The following is a 19,762-nucleotide window of genomic DNA, read 5'->3' on the forward strand; positions in this document are numbered from 1 at the left end:
CACGAGCAGCGGGTTCAAGCCGCCCACCGCGGCCCGGTGCTCGACCTCGCACTGATCATCACGACCCTCGGGCTGGCGAATCGCAGCGGGGCGTGAGCAGTTCGGGCTTGCTAGCATGTCGCCCGAGGCTCAGCATGCGCATACGAGACCTGATCAGCATTCTGCTTGTGGTGGTGGTGCTCTTGGCCATGGCATGGCTCGACAACTCAAATCACCTTTACTATCCGGGTGGCCGGGGAATGGTGTCGGTGAGTTCGTGCTTCGGCTATGTCGCCGGCGGACTCATTATCATCGCAGCAATGTGCACGGTGTTGGGAGTCGGTCCGGGCGGCATTCCGAAATTGACGCTTCACTGTGTTTTCGGATCAATTCTGGGTGTGGTCGTCGTTGGTGTAAGCTCTGGGTGGCTTTCGTCGTGGCAGTACATGGCCAAGAACCCGGGCGAGCAAATCTACATCGACTGGTTCAGCGACGTGGCCGGCCTGCTCACATTTTGTCTCATCTTCGGTGGCACCCTGTACCTGCCGTATCTGAGTCGGAGTCAGGTGGGAGAAACTCGCTGCCGCAAGTGCAACCACGTATTGCGCGGCCTTAAGGAGCCGCGCTGCCCGGAATGCGGCGAGGCGATCTGACGCAGGCGGCCGCCGCTGGATGGCCCACGACAGACCCAGCCCGCCCGGCGACAGTGTGATATATTGTCTCCAATGACGGAATCCGATGATCATCACGCCGGCATCCGCGCCATGCTGCGCCTGAGCATGACGCCGGGAATCGGGCCGATTCTCATTGCGCGGCTGCGCGAGCGCTTCGGCTCGGCGCAGGCCATCCTGGAAGCCCCGCTCACCCACCTCCAGCAGGTGCAGGGCATCAGTGCCGAGAAGGCCAGAGCGATTCAGCGCGGCGTGGATGAGGGCGAAATCGACGTCGAGCTGGCCGAGGCCGAGGCGCGCGGGGTCGCGGCAGTGAGCATTGACGATGCGGCCTACCCGCCGCTGCTCAAGCAGATTCCCGACCCGCCGCCGGTGATCTATGTACGCGGCTCGATCGCGCCGACCGACGTGTACTCCATCGCGATCGTCGGCACGCGCAACTGTTCGGCCTACGGGCGCGATCAGGCCGGGCGACTGGCGTCAGCGCTGGCGACGCGCGGCCTCGCGATCATCTCCGGCGGTGCGCGCGGCATCGACACCGAAGCCCACCGTGGCGCGATGCGCGGCGGCGGGCGCACGCTCATCGTCATGGGTTGCGGCTTGTCTCACCATTACCCGCCCGAGAACGAGTCGCTGTTTGAGTCGGTCGTCGCCGAGGGCCGCGGTGCGCTCATCAGCGAGTTTCCCATGCGCCTGGGCCCGAGCAAGGAGAACTTCCCGCGCCGCAACCGCATCATCTCGGGCTTGTCTCTGGGCACGCTGGTCATCGAAGCGGGCGAGCGCAGCGGCGCTCTCATCACGGCGCGTCTCGCCTGCGAGGAGCATCATCGCGAAGTGTTCGCCATACCCGGCAACGTCGATTCGCCGCGCGCTTCGGGCTGCCACAAGATAATCCGCGAAGGCTGGGCGAAACTCGTTACCGGCGCTGCGGACATTCTCGAATCGCTCGAGGGCAGCGAGCACCTCGTGGCCGGAGCGATGCAGCAGGCGGGGATCGATAATCGCGATTCTCTCTTCGCCACGCCGGCTGATTCCCATGCGCCGACCAAGGTGAAATCAACCCCGATCGGCGAACTCAACCTCACGCCGAGTCAGCAGAAGATACTCGCGGCGCTCGACGGCCAGCCCGTGGAACTCGATGAACTCTCCGCGCGCACAGGCCTCGCGATCCACGCCCTGCAGGCGGACCTGACGATGCTGCAGATCCGCGGCCTGGTGGCCAGGGCGGGACTGAGCGCTGTCGAACGGCGGCGGTAGACCTCGCGCGCCTGCTCGCCATCCACGCTATTCGAGCAGCGAGCGCCCCGTCATCGCGGCGGGAACATCGATGCCGGTCATGTCAAAAGCCGTGGGCATGACATCGGCGAGTCGTCCGCCGGTGCGCAGAACGCGCCCCTTGAATCCCTCGCCGACGATGATGAGCGGCACGTCGTACATCGTGTGCGCCGTGTGCGGCCCCATGGTGGCGGGGTCGAACATCTGCTCGGCGTTGCCGTGGTCGGCCGTGACGATGAGCGAACCGCCACGCCGCAGCGCCGCGTCGACGATCGCGCCGACGCAGGCGTCGACGGTCTCGACGGCCCTGATAGCCGCGTCGAGTTTGCCCGTGTGGCCCACCATGTCGGCGTTGGCGAAGTTGACGATGAGAAAATCCTCGCAGTCTTCCGCCGCCAGCCGCGCCAGCACCGCGTCGCGCACGCCCGCGGCGCTCATCTCCGGCTGCTGGTCATAGGTCGAGACTCTCGGGCTCTGGATGATCTGCCGATGCTCGCCTTCGAAGGGCTCATCGCGATAGTCGTTGAAGAAGAACGTCACGTGCGCGTACTTCTCCGTCTCAGCGCAGCGGAACTGGGTGAGGCCGAGGCGCGAGAGGTATTCGCCGACGATGTCGTGCAGCCGCGGCGGCTTGGGATAAGCCACCTTCACCCACTGGTTGAGTTCCTTTTCGTATTCGCACATGGTGATGACGTGCACGTTGCGCTGGTCATCGCTGTCGCCGGTGCGATTGAAGCCGCACTGCCCGGTGTCGGGTGAGGGCCTGACATGGCCATGGAATTCGGGCATGGCCAGGGCGCGGACGAGTTGGCGCGGCCGGTCGCCGCGGTAGTTGTAGAAGATGACGATGTCGCCGGGATCGATGCGGCCGGACATGGCGTCTTCGTCGCTCGCGCCGACCATGGTGGGCGTAACAAACTCGTCGCCGCGCATCTGCTCGTCGGGTGGATGGTCGTAGTGCTCCTGGACAGCGTCGCTGGCTCGCTTGGCGCGAGGCGGCGCGGGACCCGTCGAGTCGGCGCTCCACGTCAGGCAGTCCCATGCGCGGCGGATGCGCTCCCAGCGGTTGTCGCGGTCCATCGCCCAGTAGCGCCCCATCACCGACGCGACGCGCCCCACGCCGATCTCCGCGAGCCGGCCTTCCACCTGCTCGACGAAATGCACGCCGGTGAACGGCCCGGTGTCGCGCCCGTCGGTGAACAGGTGCACGCAGACCGACTCGGGCCGCAGGCCTTCGCGGCGACAGAGTTCGAACAGCGCATAGAGGTGCTCGAGGCGGCCGTGCACGCCGGCGTCCGAGCAGATGCCCAGCAGGTGCAGGTGATGCCGGCCGGACTGCCTGATGCGCTCCGTCGCGTGAAGGAAGACTTCGTTGGTGAAGAACGACTCGTCACGGATCGCCTGGCTGATGCGGACGGAATCCTGGTTGACAATGCGCCCGGCGCCGAGGTTCTGGTGGCCCACTTCGCTGTTGCCGGTCGTGCCCTCGGGCACGCCGACGTCTTCGCCGCTCGTGTGGATGAGCGTTGTCGGGTATTCGGCCATGAGCCGTTCGGCCACGGGGGTGCGCGCCAGGCGCACGGCATTGAACGAGTCGTGCTCGCGGTTGGGGTTCTCGCCCCAGCCGTCGCGAATGAGAAGAACCAACGGCGTATTGACGGGCTGGAGGCTTGTCATGATGAGAAAGGATATCGCGCCACGGCTCGGATGACGTCGGGCCGCGGCATGAGGCTTCCCGCAGCGCGCGATCCACGGGCGCGATCTAGACTTGGTCCTATGCATGAGCGGGTGCGCGATGAGCTTCTCGGCTGGCTGGGGCGGTTTGTCATCCGCCGCCGCGTGCCCGTGCTGCTGGCGGCGCTGCTGCTCGTGGCCGGGAGCGTCTGGCTGGCGCTGGCGCGCCTGACCATGCAGACCGACCGCAGCTTTCTCGTTTCACCCGATCTGACGTGGAACGCCGCCTACCTCGCCTATAAAGAGGAGTTTCCGCGCTGGGGCGACGTGATCATCGCCGTCGATCGCGGCCCGCGGGCGCGGCGCGCCCAGTCACCCGAATTCGACCGGGCGGCGATGTTCGTGCGCTCGCTGGCCCAGCGGCTGCGCGACGATCCGGCCGTGCTGGATGTGCTCGACGGCTACACCTTTCGCCCGCAATTCGCCCGGCTCATGCTCACGCTGCCCGAGGGCGCCTACGAGCGGTCGCTGGCGGAGTTCCGCTCATCGCGCGTGGTGCTGGAGTCGACTTCGATCGTCGATCTGCTCCGGGCGACGCTGACGGGTCTCTCCCGCGCCGCCCAGCCGGCCAGCGCAACGGGTTCGCTTGAAGGGCTGAGCAACCTGCTGCGCTCGATCGACCGCGCGATGGATGACCCGGCGGCGCCGCTGTTCGCCTCGGCAGGTGGCTGGCGGCCGCTTGAGAGCGATTCAGGTCGTTACCTGCTGTTGTCGGCGGCGCTGCGACGCGAAGGAGCGTCTGTTTCAGGTCTGAGCGAAGGAATCGCCGCCATCCGCCGGCACATGGCCGAACTGCAATCCACCCGGCTGTTTGCCGGCATCGAGGCCGCCGTGACGGGCGTGGGCGCGATCGAGAACGACGAGACGGCGCAGTCCATGGCCGACTCGACGTTCACTTCCGTCCTCGCCTTCGCGCTGATCGCGCTGCTTCTCGTGATCGTGTTTCGCGGCGTGGTCGTGCCGATCTGCGCCGCCTTGACGCTTCTGAGTGCCGTCGCGTGGAGTTTCGGCTGGGCCACGCTCGTCGTCGGCCACCTGCAGGTGCTCAGCGTGGTGTTCACGGTGATCCTGCTGGGGCTGGGCATCGACTTCGCCCTGCACCTCACCGCGCGCCTCGAACTGACGCGCGAAGAGCACGAAGATCTCGGCGATGTGCTGTCGCGCGTCTATCGCGGCATCGGGCCGGGCATCATCACCGGCGCCGTCACCACTGCGGCGTCATTCGCCGTCATGCTGCTGACTGATTTCAAAGGCGTGGCGGAGATGGGCGCCATCGCGGCGGGGGGCATTCTGCTGTGCCTCATCGCCATGCTCAGCGTTTACCCCGCGCTGCTCTCGCTGCGGCCCGACTGGCGCAAGAGCGTGCGGCACCGGCTGGGTGGAGAGGATGCGCACTTCGCGCACGGGCGACTCGACGTGGTCGATCGCCGGCCGCGCACTGTGCTGATCATCGCGCTGCTGCTCGTCGCCGCCGCAATCCCCGCGGCGCTGCGCACGCGCTACGACCCCAACCTCCTCAATCTCCATCCGCCGGGCGTCGAGAGCGTCATCTGGGAGCACCGCCTGACCGAAGACAGCCGGCGCTCGGCATGGATCGGCATCAGCATCGTCGATTCGCTCGAGCAGGCGCAGCGCCAGACGCTCGCGCTGCTGCAGCATGATGAGATCGCCGCGGTCGAGGGCGTGGGGTCGCTGTTTCACCCGGAGCGCGAGCAGCGGCGAGAAGCGTTTGTGCAGGACATGCCTCGCGACATTCCCTCTTCCACAGATTCGACGGCGCCGCAGGCGGCCCAACTCATCGCGCAGGTGCGCGGCGGCATTGAAGCGGCCGCGGGCGGCGACATCGAAACGGGAGAGACGCTCGACCCGGCGCTGCGCGAAGCGCTCACTCAAGTACTCGCGGCGAGTGATGACCTGCTCGAACGATTGCGCGGGCCGGATGCGGAGAGCCACTGGGCCAACGTCGCGCAGGCGTGGCGGCGCGATCGGCAGACGCTGATCGAAACCTGGCAGGCCGTCGCCGACCCGCGGCCGCAGACGCTCGACGACCTGCCCCTGCCGCTGCGCACGCTCAACATCTCGCCCGACGGGCGGCTGCTGCTGCGCATCCAACCGGCCGATCGCGGCGGCTCGGTGCTCGATCCCGACCGGCTGCGAGCATTCGTCTCGGCGATGCGCGCCGTTGATGCTGATGTGCTCGGGCCGGCCGTGCAGATCTACGAATCGACCACGCTCATCTCGCGCGCCTACACGATTGCCACCTGCCTGGCCGTCGCGGCGATTCTCATCCTGCTGCTGCTCGATTTCCGTTCGCTCGCGGATTCGCTGCTGGCGCTGCTGCCGGTGGTGGTTGGATTCATCGGTCTGTTCGCCGTGATGGGCGTGACGGATCTTCCGCTGAACTTCGCCAACATCATCGTCATGCCGTTCATCTTCGGCATCGGCGTGGATGCGGGCGTGCACATCGTGCACCGCTGGCGCGATGACCCGACCGGTGTGCCGCGCGGACTCTCGGGCGGCACGGGGCGCGGCATCCTGCTCACCACGCTCACGACCGTCATCGGATTCGGCTGCATGGCCCTGGCGCAGCACCGCGGCATCCGCGGCCTGGGCATCACCATGGTCATCGGCCTGACCATCACGCTCATTGCCTGCTACACCGTGCTCCCCGCAATCCTCCGCCTGCGCACCGCCGCCGAGGATGTGCATCGATAAGTGGCGATCGCAGCGCGTGCGCGGGCAAGTGTGCGCGAGTGCCTTACTTGTGGCGCAAAACTTGTGGCGCGAAGGAATGCTACTGCACGTTTGCGGGTTCCTGCATCTCTTACGGGTGACTGCGCTTCCAACCGTCGTTGAGTGCGGGATCCAGCACGGCCACATCAGCGGAGTTCAGCAGTTGGCGCGCGAGATTGTCCATGAGGATTCGCTCCTGCGCCAGCCGCGCCGCGCGAGCCATGTCGGTCTTGACCAACTCATAGGCAACGTTGCTCCGCGGGATCTTCTGCACCATCTGCACGAGCGCAAAGCCGCTCTCGAGCGGGATGATCGGCGAGAGATCCCCTTCATCGAGATCCGCCAGCACCTGCCGAAGCGCCATGGGATAGGAGGCGTCATAGGGCGAGATCGCGTCGAGCAATCCGCCGCGCTGCGCGCTGGCGGCATCCGTGCTGACCAGCGCCGCCACTTCGGCAAAGGGCTCGCCGGCGCGGATGCGGCTCAGCGCCGTGGCCGCCTCGTTCATCGTCGCCGACGTGATCAGCCGCACGCGGTACTTCGGGCCGTAGAGCTGCTCGTACTGCGAGCGGATCATGGTCTCGTTGATCTCGACGTCATCTTTCACCAGCTCACGGAGCATGGCGTTGCGCTTGAGCATGAGTTGAAACCGCCGGTCGCCCAGCGAGCGCCGCTGGCGCACGGCCTCGAGGCTCAGCGCCGCCCGGGTCGGGTCCGAGTCGAGCACCTCCATCATCAGCAGGCGCTCGCTTTCGATCGCGGCCGCATCGACCGTCTTGCGTTCGCGCACAAGGCGCTGGGACAGGAGTTTGTCGAGAATGAGTTCCTCGAGGATGGCGCCGCCGGCCGTTTCGGCCAGCAGGTCGCGCAACTGTGACCACTCCACCGCCTGCCCATTCACCAGCGCGGCCGGCGTATCGTCATCAGGCGGATTGACGGCCCCGGCCCCGGGAAGCAGCAGAAAGCACAGCAAGGCCGCCCCAGCCAGGAGCGGTGCGGCAAGGCGGGAGAAGTGCGGCATGGGCGATTTCCTTGGCGATAGCGGGTTTTCTGAATACGCTGACATGGGTCCTTCATCAGACCGTCGAGAAGACAGGATGTCAACCGCGTGCCCGGCGGAGATGTGAGCGGCCATGAGCGAGTCCCAGCCCGAGGTCATCTGTCCGTACTGCGGCCACACGCAGACCGGCGCCACGCGCTGCGACGTCTGCGGCGGCCTCTTCGAACCGCTCAGCCGCCAGGCCACCCAGAACGCCATGGGCCCATGGTTCATCCGTGATGAGGCTCAACCCTTCCGGCCCGGCTGCTGCTACGACGTACTCGTGCGCATGATTGAACGCGGCAAAGTGGGCCCGGCCACTATCGTGCGCGGCCCCACCACGCAGCAGTTCTGGAAACGCGCCGACCGGGTGCAGGGCTTGTCTCACCTCATGGGCCTGTGCTTCTCCTGCGGCGAGCGCGTCGGCCGCACCGACGTGTGCTGCGAGTTCTGCGGCGCCATGTTCACCGAAGAAGACGAACGACAGGTGCTCGGCCTGGCGCCCGTGCGCGACCTTGAAAAGATCGCCGCCGGCAAGATCCCGCCAGCCGACGAGGGCGTGAAGGACCCGCTCGCCTCCGTCGGCTACGACCGGCTGCGGGCGGCGGTCGAAGCCGCGGCGCAGGCCGAGACGGGCGAGGCTGCCCGCTCGGCGCTGGCGGATGCAGCCGATGCGGCCATCGATTCGACGGACCATCTCGGCGTGCCTCGCCAGCCGCGCCGCCGCCGCATCGTCAAGGAGCAGCTCACACCCGGCCAACAGGCCGTCGAACGCCTCCGGCGCGAGCGGCGCCAGAGGATGATCAAAGCGGGCGTTGGCGTGGTAACGGTGCTGATCGCCGCCGTCGTGCTGTTGTGGGTGCTCGCGTGGACCGGCGCGGTCGCGCTGCCGTTTGCCGTTCCGGGCATTGACGGCTCGTCGGGCGCCAACCGTGCCGCGGCCCCGGGTCCGGTCAGTGGCGCCGGCCGGACGACCGACAACGAGCCGCCAAGCGAAGGCGGCGGCCCGGCTGACCAGCCGGCGGACGAATCCGGCGGCGGTTGAGCAAATCGCCTGAACCGCGCGCTTCCGCGGGGCGAAAGGATCGAAGTAATGCGACCAGCAGCAATGTGCGAGCCCTGCGCTTGAACCCTCAGCAAGCCAACGATGCGGCTTCGTCGACTCCGCGTCCGGCGGTGCGCATCCGGCGCGGCAGCCGACCCGCCACGCCCATGCGCGTCTACATCTGGTCGCGCCCCGCCTCCGACGGCAAGGCCCCACCGCCGACGACGCAAGCCGGCGAACCCACGCCGGTGGTCATCGAACTGGCCGCGTGGCTGCGCACGTTCATGATCGTCGCTGCCGCCCTCGTCGCCGTGCCGCTGGCCGGGCTCATCGGCTATCGCCAGGGCTTTGCCGAGAGCGTCGGCGTGCCCGACCTGCAGCGGCAGTTCGGCTCGAGCCTGACCGACGGCGTGCAACTCATCCTGGCCGCCCCGCTGCGCATCTTCGAAGCCGGACTGGCCGACACGCTTTCGCTCATGCTCGCCATGCTGCTCGTCGTGACCGGCGCCGGCGCGCTGACGCTGGCCGTCATCGGCAATCGATCGGCTGACGAAAGTGGCGCGACCGCCGAACCCTCGCCCACCGCGCGCGCAGCGGCGGCGCTGGGGCTGGTCGTGTGCGCGCTCGTGAGCATCGCTCAGATCGTCTGGGTCATCGCGCGCTCGCAGGCGGCGCTGGGCGAGGTGATGCCGTGGACCGCCGAAGCTTTCGCGCCTTGGCACGAGTCGGTGCGCATCACCGCCGGGGTTGACCTCATCGCGCTGGCCGGCGCAGTGGTCTGGCTGCTGGTGGCCGTGCGGCTGCGCTGGATGCTGTGGCTCCGCGCGCTGACGCTGGTCCTGTGCGGCTTCGCGATCGCGGCCCTGTTCACCGCCGCATCGATGACCAACTGCATCGCATCACAGGTGGACCAGCAGCGCAGCCTCCTGCGGCGCGGCGACTCGACCGGCGCCGTCGCAGCCGATCTCATCCTCGGCCACACGAGCACCCACCTGGCCATCATTCGCGACGGCGGGCAACTCGAACTCATCTCGCCCGATATCACGATCACCGTCACCGGTCGCCAGAGCCTCGCGCAATTCATCATCCAGCCTTGATGCCCGCTGGAGATCTGTCACTCATCGCCGGGCGCTGACGGTGATGGGAGTTGGCGCCCAGGCTTCGCTGCCGCAGCGCACCATCCCGCGATCCATCCAGTAGAACTCGACGGTGCGCGAGTGATACATATCGGTGCGCCGGTAGATGCGAAACGGCAGGCCGAGCGATTCGGCTTCAGCGCAGACGTACTCGTACACGCCCGGCAGTAGTGCGAGATTTTCGCCCTGCACGGAGCCGCCGCGGCCAATGGGCAGGAACTGGTAGAGGTGCCAGGCGTGGACGTTGCCGCCGCGCTGAACGTAGTCCCCCAGCCAGCGCCCGACCTGGACGACTTCATCGAAGTTCGCCTGCGTGATAACGGTCGAGATCGTGACGGACTTACCCACGCGCCGCAGCGCTTCGAGGCGATCGAGGATGATGGCGTGGTGCCGGCCGCGGTAGAGGCGCATGGCGTTGTGCGCTTCGGGCTCGATGGATTCGAGCGGCAGCACCCAGCGGTCGATGGCATCGAGCTGCTCGAAGCCGCGCGGCACGGCGATGCCGTTGGTCCCGACCTGCATGGTCAAGCCGAGCCGCCGGCCCAGCGCGCCCAGGGCGATGACGTCGTGTGGCCAGTCGAATGGCTCGCCCCCGCCGAGCACGACCGAGCGCACCGTCCCGCCGGCGCGGAGGTCGCGCAGCAGCCGGGCGGCCTGGTCGAAGGTGAACGCGTTGAAGTTGTCTTCCGTGATGCAGAAGGTGCAGTGCATGTTGCAGCGCGGCTGGAGAAAGACCACGGCGACGCACGGCCCGGCGAATCGCGCGCCAGCCGCTGGTGAGCATGATTCCTGGAGCGGCAGAGTGGGCGAATCGGCGAATCGAACCACGGCGGGCCTTTCCTGCAGCGCGGAGCTGGAAATAGGAGTAGATGCTCCTTTATAGTAGCATATGGATGCCCTTCCCGCACCCGGGGAACCACCCTGTTCGCCGCGCCGCCCTCTGCACCGAGCCGCGAAATCAAAAGAAGCGGGCTCGGCGCACGCGCCGAGCCCGTCAAACCCGAAAAAGGTACCTGGTACCTTTTGTTAAGATGGGAGATCTGCGTTCCCGCCTGCGTCAGTTGATCCGAGTCGCAACCACGTTCGTCTTGTTCTCGAACTGGCACGCCTGGAACCACACGTTGCGGCCGCTGCCGCCCATCGGGATCGGCAGCGTCCAGTTGCACGCGCCCGAGCCGTCGGTCTGCTTGACGCCGCCCGCCTGGCGCGGCTGGGCAAGATCGAGAGTGACGTTCAGCTGCGGAACGAAAGTACTGCCCGTGCCCGCGAGGCTGTAGACGAGGTACGTCGCCGCGTTGGGCGTCGCGCCCGTCACGTGGAACGAACCCGGCTGCCCACCGGTAAGCGGATCGACCGCCAGCGTCGCGCCGCCGCCGAGCCAGTTGATAAGAATGTCATCGATGATGATGCGCGGCAGCGAGTACTGATTGCCGAAGGTCGAATAGATCTTCAGTTGATCGAACTGCGCGCCCGAGACGCTCAACGCGTTGATGGCGCCGTTGTCGCGCCCGCCGCCATCGGCGATCTGGAAACTGTCGCTCGCTACGACCTGGCCGCCCATGAGCGCATCGAGGTGCACGACGATGCCGCCCCACGGCCCGTTCTCGTAGTAGCCGACGTCCATCGACACCGAGTCGGCCACGCCGTCGAGATCGACCGTCACGCTCGACAGCCGGCCGAGGCTGAGGTTGTCGCCGCCGATGTAGGCGTTACCAAAGGTCAGCAGTTTGTCTTCGCTGCCCCAGCCCGGAAAGTCGTTGTACCACGCCGTCGCGTCTTCGCAGATGCACTCATCGGTCGGCTCGGGGCCGAACGGCGAACCATCGGGGAACACGCCCGAGACGTTGTTGAGGTCGTGGAACGTGAGGCCCTGGTACGACCACGGATCGCCCAGCGGACCTTCGGCCTGGTCTTCAAAGTCGACAAGCACGGGTTGGGCTGCGGCCAGGCAGGCCATGGACAGCACGGCGGTTGCGGCGGCGAGGGCCGCGTGACGCTGATTCATCTCGATCATCCTTTCCAAGGGTTCTTCACCAATCAAAGCCATCAACACAGTGCATCGCAGGCCCGGTCATCGAGGCGGCAGGTCGTGGCGGATCACGACCGAAGCCGGCATCGGCGGGTAGGCCATGCGAATGCGATACAGATCAAACTGGTCCGCGTCCCAGCCCACCGCCGAGAACGCAGCCCGGAGAATCTTCTGGTAGCCCGGCACATCGGGCGTGCGCGCAACCGTGATGCCGCGGCCGAGGAGCTCAATGGTCTCGCTGGTCGGCAACCGATCCTGCTCATCCTGCGTGATGGGCGAGTTGAGTTCGCCGAACACGCACATCTCGCGCTGCACGCGCGGAAACAGCCCGCGATGCACGAACTGGTCGTAGACGAACACCTCGGCGGGCGTGCGGACGACCGCGCCAAAGAGCATGCGCTTGTGCCCCGGCGTGGCGTGCACGGGCGACAGTTCGCGCAGCACCTCCCCGGTGACAATGGTCTGCTGTCCCGTGAAGCCGACGGGGGCGGGAAGCAGTTCGTCATTGAGCAGTCCCGGCTCGGCGCTGCGGCGGCGCAGTTCAGGCAGCGGCTGCGAGCAGAGGTCGAGCATGACCGGCACGCCGCCCATGGCTTCGGCGCCCTGCGGATCGAGCGGAGTACGCAGCATGCGCCGATCGGGAACGGTGTCATCGATGATCGCCGACTGGCTCACGATCCAATGCACGTTGCGCCGCACGCGCTTGAGGCCGATGAGGCCGCGCACCTGCACGGCGTCGAACCAGTCGCTCTTGCCGCGCGAGAAGTTGAGGATGCTCGTGGAGAGCAGCGTGCGCGCCTGGGCGCCAAAGATGAAACTGTTGCCCTGGAACGCTTTCTCGCGCCACTTTACCTCGGCCTGCTGCAGGCTGCTCTCGGACGCGGACTCGACGAGCATTTCCATGGAGGTGCGGTCGCCGGCGTGAGTCCTGACGAGATCGGCAAAGGAATCCGCCGCGGCGCGAAAGGTGTCAGATGTATGTGTCGGCAGGCCGAGGCGCTGGAGCGCGCTGAGCAGCGCCTCCATCCCCGCGGGAGTTGGCACGTGGCGGACCGCGGCGAACGGATCGGGCTCGTAGGCGACGTGCCGCACCTGCCACGCAAGTTTGCGGTGAATGCCCAGCGCATCGCAGATCTGGGTGATGCCGACATCCCCCCCGCCGCAATACCGCTCGAGCACGCCCGCAAAGAGGTCCTGCAGGGCGGGCATGCGTCGGGCAACATCCTGTTCAAAGGAGAGTTCGGGCATTGGCGGGCGTCGCGCGGGTGATGAGTTGCGACCAGTATACCTCGTTTCTGATATCCTGTCAAAAACTGTTTCAGAAACAAATGGGCGAAGTCAGCCCTCGATTCGAGGGTTATTGCGCCGCTCGACGGGTGCGCCGCACCGACGTGTAAGCGATTTGGGGGAAACCGAGGCGTTTTGAGATAATCCCTTGCGAAATCATCGGCATTTCCCTTAGGATGGGGAGGAAGCGACAAGATCGCTGCATTGGCTGTTTTCAGCCGGGGGACTACCGAGATGGGAAACGGTGTTTTCCGCGACGGTGCGTTGCAATTCAACTGGGCCGTTTTGGGCGTTCTGGCGGCGGCGGAACTGGCTGCTGCACAGTCCGGACTGCCTTACACCATTGCTCCGCCAGGCGATGCCGTCGCGTTCGGCCAGTCCGTGGCCTCGGGCGGTGATGTGGATGGCGATGCCCTGCCCGACGTCTTCGTCGCCGACCCGGCCTTTGCGAATGAGCATGGCGTGGTCGGCCGGTGGTCGCTCTTCAGCGGCGCCGACGGCCAGCTGCTCTGGACCGTGACCGGCGACCAGACCTGCGCCCGACTCGCCGCGCCGGTCGCGATCAACCTTGGATCATCCGGCGTACGCGATCTCGTTCTCAACGGCTCGTGCAACGCACTGTTCGTCGGCGACTCGCTGACCACCTTCGGCCACTGCGTGCGAATGACCCAACAGTGGGATGTGACGTTCCGCGGGGCCTACGTCGATCCCCAGACCTCGGCCGTCGGCGGCTTCACCAAGATCGATGGCAATCTCCAGAACGCCCTGCTGCTCGGCCGCAACCCAGACGAAACCGGCGTGATCGAAGACTGGCCGTTCAGTTCCTCCCGGCGGCGCGAGGTGAGCTGGCTGGACGACTCGCCGGACAATCAGAGCATCCTCAGGTTCCAGGTGGTCGCGGCCGCCTGGCAGGGCTGCGCGCGCCTCGACTGGGCAGGTCTGACGCCGCGCTCGCGCCACATCCTCATCGCAACGCCAATGAGTCCGCCTGTTCGAATCCGAACCATGCTCGATGGCGGCTCACCGCAGACGGATCCAAATTCCCCCGGCCCGTGCGCTCCAGCCTCAGTGATGGTTCTCGACTCCATTCGAGGCGAAGCGCTTGAGCCGGGGTGGGGCGTTGTTGAGAGCCGGGTGCTCACGGGCAAGGACATCGTCGAACAGACCGACGCTGAGATCGTGCTTCTGGGTTGTCGGCTGTCTGTGCCGGAGATGGCTCGCGGCTTTGAAGTCGGCAGCCACTCGTGGGGCGGCGCGACGAGCACCGACCACGCCGATGCGTCGAACTGGGATCCCGCCATGCTCGCCGATGAAATGCGCGCGACGGAGACGAATCTCGTCATCATCAAACTCGGCCAGAACGACGCCGGCGGCTGGCCGCTGCCGAGGTCCGAATTCAAGGCGAACATCGAGGTCATCATCGAAAAGTACACCGCGGCGTGCGCGCCCGGAGTCCGCTTCCTGCTCGTCTCGACGTGGGAAACCGCCAGCCGCGGTGCGGCACTCGCGGAGTACGCCGATGCGATGTTCGAGATCGCAGCAGCCGATCCGGCCCGGATCGCGTTCTGCGATCTGTTTCGGTATGTGCGCGACGAGTTGGGCCCATGGGACGCCTGGCATGAGACCTATCTTCGAGACGGCATTCACGCCAATAACGCGGGCGACGATCTTTTTGGCTCCTACCTCTGGACAATGATCAACACGCGCGATGACCCCGTCGCGCGCTCACTCAATCCGCTGCTGAACCACGAATACATGCTCACCGGCGCAATCATCGGCGATCTCGATGGCGACCGCAAAGCCGAGGTGCTCGTGGGCATCCCAAATGCAGACGATTTGCGCGGCGCGGCGTCCGTATTCTCAGGCGCGACGGGCGCGAGGCTGTTTGAGTACCGCGGCGTTCATCCCGGCGATCTTCTCGGGCTGGATGTCGAGGGCTTGGCGGATCTCAACGGCGATTTCGTGCGCGAGTTTGCGATCATCACCGACGCCGACGCGACGGATCGCGCCTCGCTGACCATTTATGACGGCGCGACCGGCGAACGCTATCGACCCGGACCGGTGACGCCATACCCTGCGCGGCGCCTGCGCGACGGCGGCGATCTCGACGACGACCACGTTGGCGATCTCATCATCGGCACGCGGAGCACATCTGCCGGCGAACCGCGCGGCGAAGTGCTCGCTCTCTCGGGGCGCACGGGCGAAGTTCTCTGGAGCGAGGAGCGCGGGGGCGGTTTGTTTGGCTCGGCCATTCTCGCCGGCGCTGATTACAGCGGCGATGATGTGCCCGACGTGGCGTCAACCTTCGGACCCGACGGCAAGATCGTGTTGCTGTCGGGCGCGGATGGCGCGGAGTTCGCAACCATTGACCCGCCGCCGGGCGTTCATTGGGACGCCCTGTGGCCGGCGGATCTCAACGGTGATGGAGAGTGCGAGATCGCAGCCATGCGCGTCGAAGGCGCGCGCTTTGGCGCGGACGTTGTTTCTCCATCCGATGGCGGCGAGGTTCATTGGGCAATGGGAAGTGCGCCCATCGCGCCGCTGCGCTCGATCAGCGGCAACGAACTGGCAGTGGCGGATGTGAACGGCGATGGGGCGGATGATCTCATCATCGGCTCAGTCGGCAGCGGAGCGCGCATCCTGGGCGGCAACACACTGCTGCTCAACTTCACTCAGCGCGCACTCGACTACCGACTCACGCCCGGCCGCTCGTACGGCTTTCAGATTTCCGGCGCGAAACCAGAGCGGGTCGTCCACGTGCTCGGCTCGCTCACCGGCAACGGGTGCACCATGCTGCCGCAACTGGGCATCTGCATGGATCTTCAGAAGCGGCTCTATTATGTCGGCCAGGCGGATGTGGATGCGCGGGGCATGGCGCGTTTCACGCTCGACGTGCCGACCGGCGCGCCGCCGTGCCGCATCTGGATGCAGACGATTGATCCGGCCGACCCGGCTCGCGGCGCGATCAAGAGCAACGTGATGGAACTCGAAGTGACGCGGTAGAAAAGTACCCGGCGCCTTTTGCTAAGAGCCCCTGACACAATGGCACGTGAATTGCTGATGGCCGGAGTTCGAAGCGGTCTTCTGACGATCTCATCTCGATACTGATCACTTCGCATCGGCGGTGCTCTGATTCCAACGGCACCCTGCTTCGACCCGCTTCGGGCGAAGCATGCGAGATCGCTGGGAGGTCTCACAACTGAACAGATTCGTCCGCGTCATCACCCCCGGCATGCTTCACGCAGAGCCGATGAAGCATGGCACCCGCATTCACTTCCCGCCCAACTTCGCCCGGTTGTGTTCGACCACACTCGGGCCCCAGCCCCCAACGAGGTACGGGCCGACCCAGCCCCATGAAGGCACGCGCAAGGTCCCGCTTTTTTCGAGTTGGAGCCAGTAGTAGTTGCCGGTGCGCTCGTGGCGGACGACGGACTCGCCAAGGCGCTGCGGATCGTCGGACTTCATGAACTGTTCGAGCAGCGATTCGAGCCGGCGCTGCGTCGCCGCCGCCTGGCGTGCGTCCTTGAGTTCGAAGTACACCGTCGTCGCGCCCGGCACCGGCACCGCCGGCGGCGGATCGTTGCTCAGCACCACGTGCGGCTCAAACGCCGACCAGAGCGCATCGTACGTCGCCCGCTGGCGCAGCCGATACTGCTTCACGCTCGCGTCAAACTCATCCAGTTTGTCGGCCGCGAGCGTGTCGCGATAGGCGCCCAGCACCCGATCGAACGCGGCGGCGAAGTCGATCGGAATGACCACGCAGTACTCCCCCGCCGGCCTGGGCAGCGTGAGGTCATCCGGCCAGTGATCGAGCGTGAGCGAACGACTCACGACGAGATCGTGCCGGTCACGGCGCCGCTGCCAGGTGAGATCGGCCACGAGAAAGGCGCCCCTCCACCGGCCGTGAAACATCCAGTTGCGCGCGCCATCGAGACGCCACGTCGTGAGCATGCGGCGCGGCCGGCCCTGCGCGAGGATGTCGGGCATGGTTTCGTGCAGGCGCTCGAAGTTGATCCAGATCTCGAGAAACGACGGCTCGACTGCATCGCGCTGCTGCTGCTGCACGGTGAGGCGGTGCAGAGTCAGCGTCGGATTCTCGGCGCCGGCCGCCTGCGCGTTGACCCAGCGCTCCAGCGAGCCGCGCCCGAGCCCGACGACGAACGAATCGGGCAGCGAAGCCCATTCCACTATCTGCCATGGCGACCAGTTCGGTTGGCTGAATCGCGCCGCCCGGCTGCCGGTCGGGAGGTCAAACAGCTCCTGCCCGCCGCTCGCGGCCTGGCCTGCTCCATCGCCGGCCGGCGCCTCACTTTGATAGTGCGAGAGGATCGTGCCCAGCGTGGAAAGAAACCCGCGGTGGTCGCGCGACGACTCGAGCACGAGCACGCTCTGCAGCTGCGTAAGCCGAAAGCCGTTCTTCGCCTGCACATCGAACTCGGCGTCGAGATCGAGCACACACAACGTGTGCGGCACAGCGCCGGCCACGCTCGCGGCGAGGATGCCGTCAAAAAGCGGATGAAAGTCCGGGCTCACCAGCCCCGCCTGCTCGGCCAGGCGCAGCGCCAGCGGCAGCATCGCGGCAGTCTTGGAGTCGAACCGCGAAGGATCGAAGCGATAGAACGCGACAGCATCAGGCGGAATGCGCGGCGGCGCCGCGGCTGCCGGCAGCGCCGCGCAGGCAAGGACCGACAGCGCCAGCACAGCCTGAGCCGCCCACCCCCGTCGCCGCGCTTCATTCGAGTGTCGCATGATGAACCAGACGCCCCCACCGCCGCAACGTGGGCGAAAAAAGCCGAACGCCCCCGAATTGAATCGGCGGCGCCCGGCTGAGTCCACATGTGTGCGTCAAAGTCAACGCATGTCTTCATCCGTTTCGTCGGCGTCGTCGCCGTCTTCCATTTCTTCGAACATCTCCATCTCGTGCATGTGCATCATGTGCTCTCTGCTCTCGATGGTCTGCTTGTGTTCTTCGGCCATGGCCGCGGCGATGCCGATGCCCACCAGCGCCGGAGTGACCCCCATGGAGCCCGCGCCGCCGGCGATGTTGACCATGAGCGAGGGATCGCCCGACGACTTGTAGACGAAGTCATCGCCGTCGATGCTCGTCACGCCGATCCATGCCTGCGCGTTCTTGCTCAGCGCGGCGACCGAGGGCGTCACCAGCCCCGGATCGCGCGAGGGATCGACCGGCGAGCGCACGAAGTTCGCCACCGCGGCGCCGACCATCTGCGCAATCGGATAGCCGCGGTTGATCGTGGCGGGCATGTCCATGAACGACACCTTGATGGCGTGCTCGAGCATGCCGGCGCTGGCCTGCCTGAAGCGCGGATTGTCGGTCAGGCTCGGCCGGCCGCTGCGCCAGTGATCGACCGCGGCAAGGACGCCCTGGGGCGTGGCGCCGATGACGAGCCGCTCGTCGATCACGCCCAGCGACACTTCGATGGGCACGGGCAGTCCGGGGAAGGCGAGGCTGAAGAGACTGGCCGCCTTGCCGCCGGAGGTGGTGTCCCACTGCCGCACGCGCACATAGCCATGCAGCGGCGTGGCGTGGAGATTGGCGGTGTTGGCCAGGCTGGAGAGCGCATCGGCCATCGCCGGGCCGTCCACGTCGGGCTGGATCATCACCAGCGACATAAGTCCGCCGCCGCCGGTTTCGTCGGCCATGTACGCGACCCAGGTCTTGCCGAGCGCATCGACGAGTGCGGCAAGTTCGGGCACGCCGGCCATGGCCGCGGCCATGCTGGCGGGCTCGGCGAAGCTGCTCAGGTCCTGCACCTGCGCGCTGGCCATGGTTACATCGCGCGGAATGAGCCGGTACGAATCGGCCGGAATGGACTCGAACTGCACGTTCATCGGCACGCCCATGCCTTCCATCGTTGCGGCGATGTCCTGCATGAGCGTCACGCCGCCGCGCATCCGCAGCACCGACCAGCGCCGGCCGTCCTTGATCGCCGAGGCGCCGATGAGATCGAGCGGGCCCTCGGGGAGGAAGCCTTCGATCATCTGGCTCATGTTCATGGCGTCCGGCTCGCCGCTGGCCTCCATCACGCGCTGGGCGACCCTGGCCGCCGCCTTGAGATTGAAGTAGATCTGGCCGTCAAGATCGGCGCTGGGCAGTTCAGCGGGACCGGGAACGGTCAGCGCGCCCATGGCGAGCCCGTCGCCAGCGCTGTCGAACCCGGCGATGAACTGCGTCTGCGCTTCGTTGGCCGGGCCGAAGATGAACTGGCCCATGGGCAGCGCCACGCTCATGAGCTGGTTCTGGCCGGGCGACAGCGCCAGGCCGTGCTCCTGCGCCGCCATGCGCGCGAGGAACTGAACGGCGTTGTGCATCTGCGCCGTGGTATCGCGGTTGCCGGTCTGGACGATGATGCGGGCATCGAGATCAGGCACCATGTTGACCATGCCGCCGTGATCGATGATCGCCAGTTCGCAGGGATGATCGATCATGCCGACGATCATCGGCATCACGCTCTTGAGGAGTGCCAGGCCCTCCTGCGCGTGCTCGTCGTCTTGCGTCAGCATGCTGATCTCGGTCGGAAGTTCGGTCAGGCGCTGGCCGAGCATGCCCATGGCCCGGGCGAGCCCTTCATCCTGGGGCGCGATAAAGATCTGCTTGAGCCCCGGCCCGCGGACCACCAGCAGCGCTTCATCCTGGGCGAGCGCCGGGCCCGCCGCCACCGCCGTCGTGCACAGCGCCGCCACGGCCAGCCGGCGCGGTTGAATCAGAATCGTCATGACCACTCTCCTTGCGTCGTTGCATCTCTCGGACAGTTCCACCAGTCGCCGCCCCGCCGAGGGGCAACTACATTACATGCTGTGAATCGCAACCCA

General features: G+C 66.5%; 13 protein-coding genes. 6 read left to right on the forward strand and 7 right to left on the reverse strand.

Annotation, left to right across the window (positions count from 1 at the left end; translation table 11 throughout):
- The first annotated feature begins 134 nt into the window (after positions 1-134).
- Positions 135-632, forward strand: coding sequence for a hypothetical protein (locus IT430_10180; protein MCC6908296.1), 498 nt, complete (start codon positions 135-137; stop codon positions 630-632).
- Positions 633-704: 72 nt separating this feature from the next.
- The gene (dprA, locus tag IT430_10185; protein MCC6908297.1) at positions 705-1,907 is read left to right on the forward strand and encodes a DNA-protecting protein DprA; all 1,203 of its coding nucleotides are present in this window, start codon (positions 705-707) and stop codon (positions 1,905-1,907) included.
- 27 nt (positions 1,908-1,934) lie between these two features.
- Here dprA and IT430_10190 read toward each other — a convergent pair whose 3' ends face one another.
- Positions 1,935-3,602 carry a 2,3-bisphosphoglycerate-independent phosphoglycerate mutase gene (locus IT430_10190; GenBank protein ID MCC6908298.1) on the reverse strand — a complete coding sequence of 556 codons (1,668 nt, stop codon included), beginning with the start codon at positions 3,600-3,602 and terminating at the stop codon, positions 1,935-1,937.
- A 99-nt stretch (positions 3,603-3,701) separates the two neighbouring features.
- Between IT430_10190 and IT430_10195 the strand changes: the two genes are divergently transcribed.
- The gene (locus tag IT430_10195) at positions 3,702-6,374 is read left to right on the forward strand and encodes an MMPL family transporter (protein ID MCC6908299.1); all 2,673 of its coding nucleotides are present in this window, start codon (positions 3,702-3,704) and stop codon (positions 6,372-6,374) included.
- Between the two features lie 109 nt (positions 6,375-6,483).
- On the opposite strand, the gene IT430_10200 is transcribed toward IT430_10195, so the two are convergent.
- Positions 6,484-7,413 carry a peptidylprolyl isomerase gene (locus tag IT430_10200; GenBank protein ID MCC6908300.1) on the reverse strand — a complete coding sequence of 310 codons (930 nt, stop codon included), beginning with the start codon at positions 7,411-7,413 and terminating at the stop codon, positions 6,484-6,486.
- Positions 7,414-7,525: 112 nt separating this feature from the next.
- Between IT430_10200 and IT430_10205 the strand changes: the two genes are divergently transcribed.
- Together IT430_10205 and IT430_10210 are read left to right on the forward strand one after the other, a co-directional pair.
- Positions 7,526-8,476, forward strand: coding sequence for a hypothetical protein (locus IT430_10205; protein MCC6908301.1), 951 nt, complete (start codon positions 7,526-7,528; stop codon positions 8,474-8,476).
- A gap of 80 nt (positions 8,477-8,556) precedes the next feature.
- Entirely contained in the window at positions 8,557-9,573 is a 1,017-nt protein-coding gene (locus IT430_10210; protein ID MCC6908302.1) for a hypothetical protein, read from the forward strand.
- A gap of 21 nt (positions 9,574-9,594) precedes the next feature.
- Here IT430_10210 and IT430_10215 read toward each other — a convergent pair whose 3' ends face one another.
- The 3 genes from IT430_10215 to IT430_10225 form a co-directional block, all read right to left on the reverse strand.
- Positions 9,595-10,440, reverse strand: a complete 846-nt coding sequence (locus IT430_10215; protein MCC6908303.1) for a radical SAM protein — start codon at positions 10,438-10,440, stop codon at positions 9,595-9,597.
- 229 nt (positions 10,441-10,669) lie between these two features.
- Positions 10,670-11,617, reverse strand: a complete 948-nt coding sequence (locus IT430_10220; protein ID MCC6908304.1) for a hypothetical protein — start codon at positions 11,615-11,617, stop codon at positions 10,670-10,672.
- Positions 11,618-11,683: 66 nt separating this feature from the next.
- The gene (locus IT430_10225) at positions 11,684-12,850 is read right to left on the reverse strand and encodes a hypothetical protein (protein ID MCC6908305.1); all 1,167 of its coding nucleotides are present in this window, start codon (positions 12,848-12,850) and stop codon (positions 11,684-11,686) included.
- Between the two features lie 312 nt (positions 12,851-13,162).
- On the opposite strand from IT430_10225, the gene IT430_10230 reads away from it, so the two are divergent.
- On the forward strand, positions 13,163-15,931 hold the full coding sequence (locus tag IT430_10230; GenBank protein ID MCC6908306.1) for an SGNH/GDSL hydrolase family protein: 2,769 nt from the start codon (positions 13,163-13,165) through the stop codon (positions 15,929-15,931).
- Between the two features lie 267 nt (positions 15,932-16,198).
- On the opposite strand, the gene IT430_10235 is transcribed toward IT430_10230, so the two are convergent.
- Together IT430_10235 and IT430_10240 are read right to left on the reverse strand one after the other, a co-directional pair.
- Entirely contained in the window at positions 16,199-17,677 is a 1,479-nt protein-coding gene (locus IT430_10235; protein ID MCC6908307.1) for a hypothetical protein, read from the reverse strand.
- 102 nt (positions 17,678-17,779) lie between these two features.
- Positions 17,780-19,666: a hypothetical protein gene (locus IT430_10240; GenBank protein MCC6908308.1), complete on the reverse strand. Its 1,887-nt coding sequence runs from the start codon at positions 19,664-19,666 to the stop codon at positions 17,780-17,782.
- Between the last annotated feature and the right edge of the window lie 96 nt (positions 19,667-19,762).

The organism is Phycisphaerales bacterium (assembly GCA_020852515.1).
Classification (GTDB): domain Bacteria; phylum Planctomycetota; class Phycisphaerae; order Phycisphaerales; family UBA5793; genus UBA5793.

Coding starts and splice junctions, on each gene's coding strand:
- IT430_10180 (MCC6908296.1), top strand. CDS start 135: ATGCGCATACGAGACCTGATCAGCATTCTGCTTGTGGTGGTGGTGCTC.
- dprA (MCC6908297.1), top strand. CDS start 705: ATGACGGAATCCGATGATCATCACGCCGGCATCCGCGCCATGCTGCGC.
- IT430_10190 (MCC6908298.1), bottom strand. CDS start 3,602: ATGACAAGCCTCCAGCCCGTCAATACGCCGTTGGTTCTTCTCATTCGC.
- IT430_10195 (MCC6908299.1), top strand. CDS start 3,702: ATGCATGAGCGGGTGCGCGATGAGCTTCTCGGCTGGCTGGGGCGGTTT.
- IT430_10200 (MCC6908300.1), bottom strand. CDS start 7,413: ATGCCGCACTTCTCCCGCCTTGCCGCACCGCTCCTGGCTGGGGCGGCC.
- IT430_10205 (MCC6908301.1), top strand. CDS start 7,526: ATGAGCGAGTCCCAGCCCGAGGTCATCTGTCCGTACTGCGGCCACACG.
- IT430_10220 (MCC6908304.1), bottom strand. CDS start 11,617: ATGAATCAGCGTCACGCGGCCCTCGCCGCCGCAACCGCCGTGCTGTCC.
- IT430_10225 (MCC6908305.1), bottom strand. CDS start 12,850: ATGCCCGCCCTGCAGGACCTCTTTGCGGGCGTGCTCGAGCGGTATTGC.
- IT430_10230 (MCC6908306.1), top strand. CDS start 13,163: ATGGGAAACGGTGTTTTCCGCGACGGTGCGTTGCAATTCAACTGGGCC.
- IT430_10235 (MCC6908307.1), bottom strand. CDS start 17,677: ATGCGACACTCGAATGAAGCGCGGCGACGGGGGTGGGCGGCTCAGGCT.
- IT430_10240 (MCC6908308.1), bottom strand. CDS start 19,666: ATGACGATTCTGATTCAACCGCGCCGGCTGGCCGTGGCGGCGCTGTGC.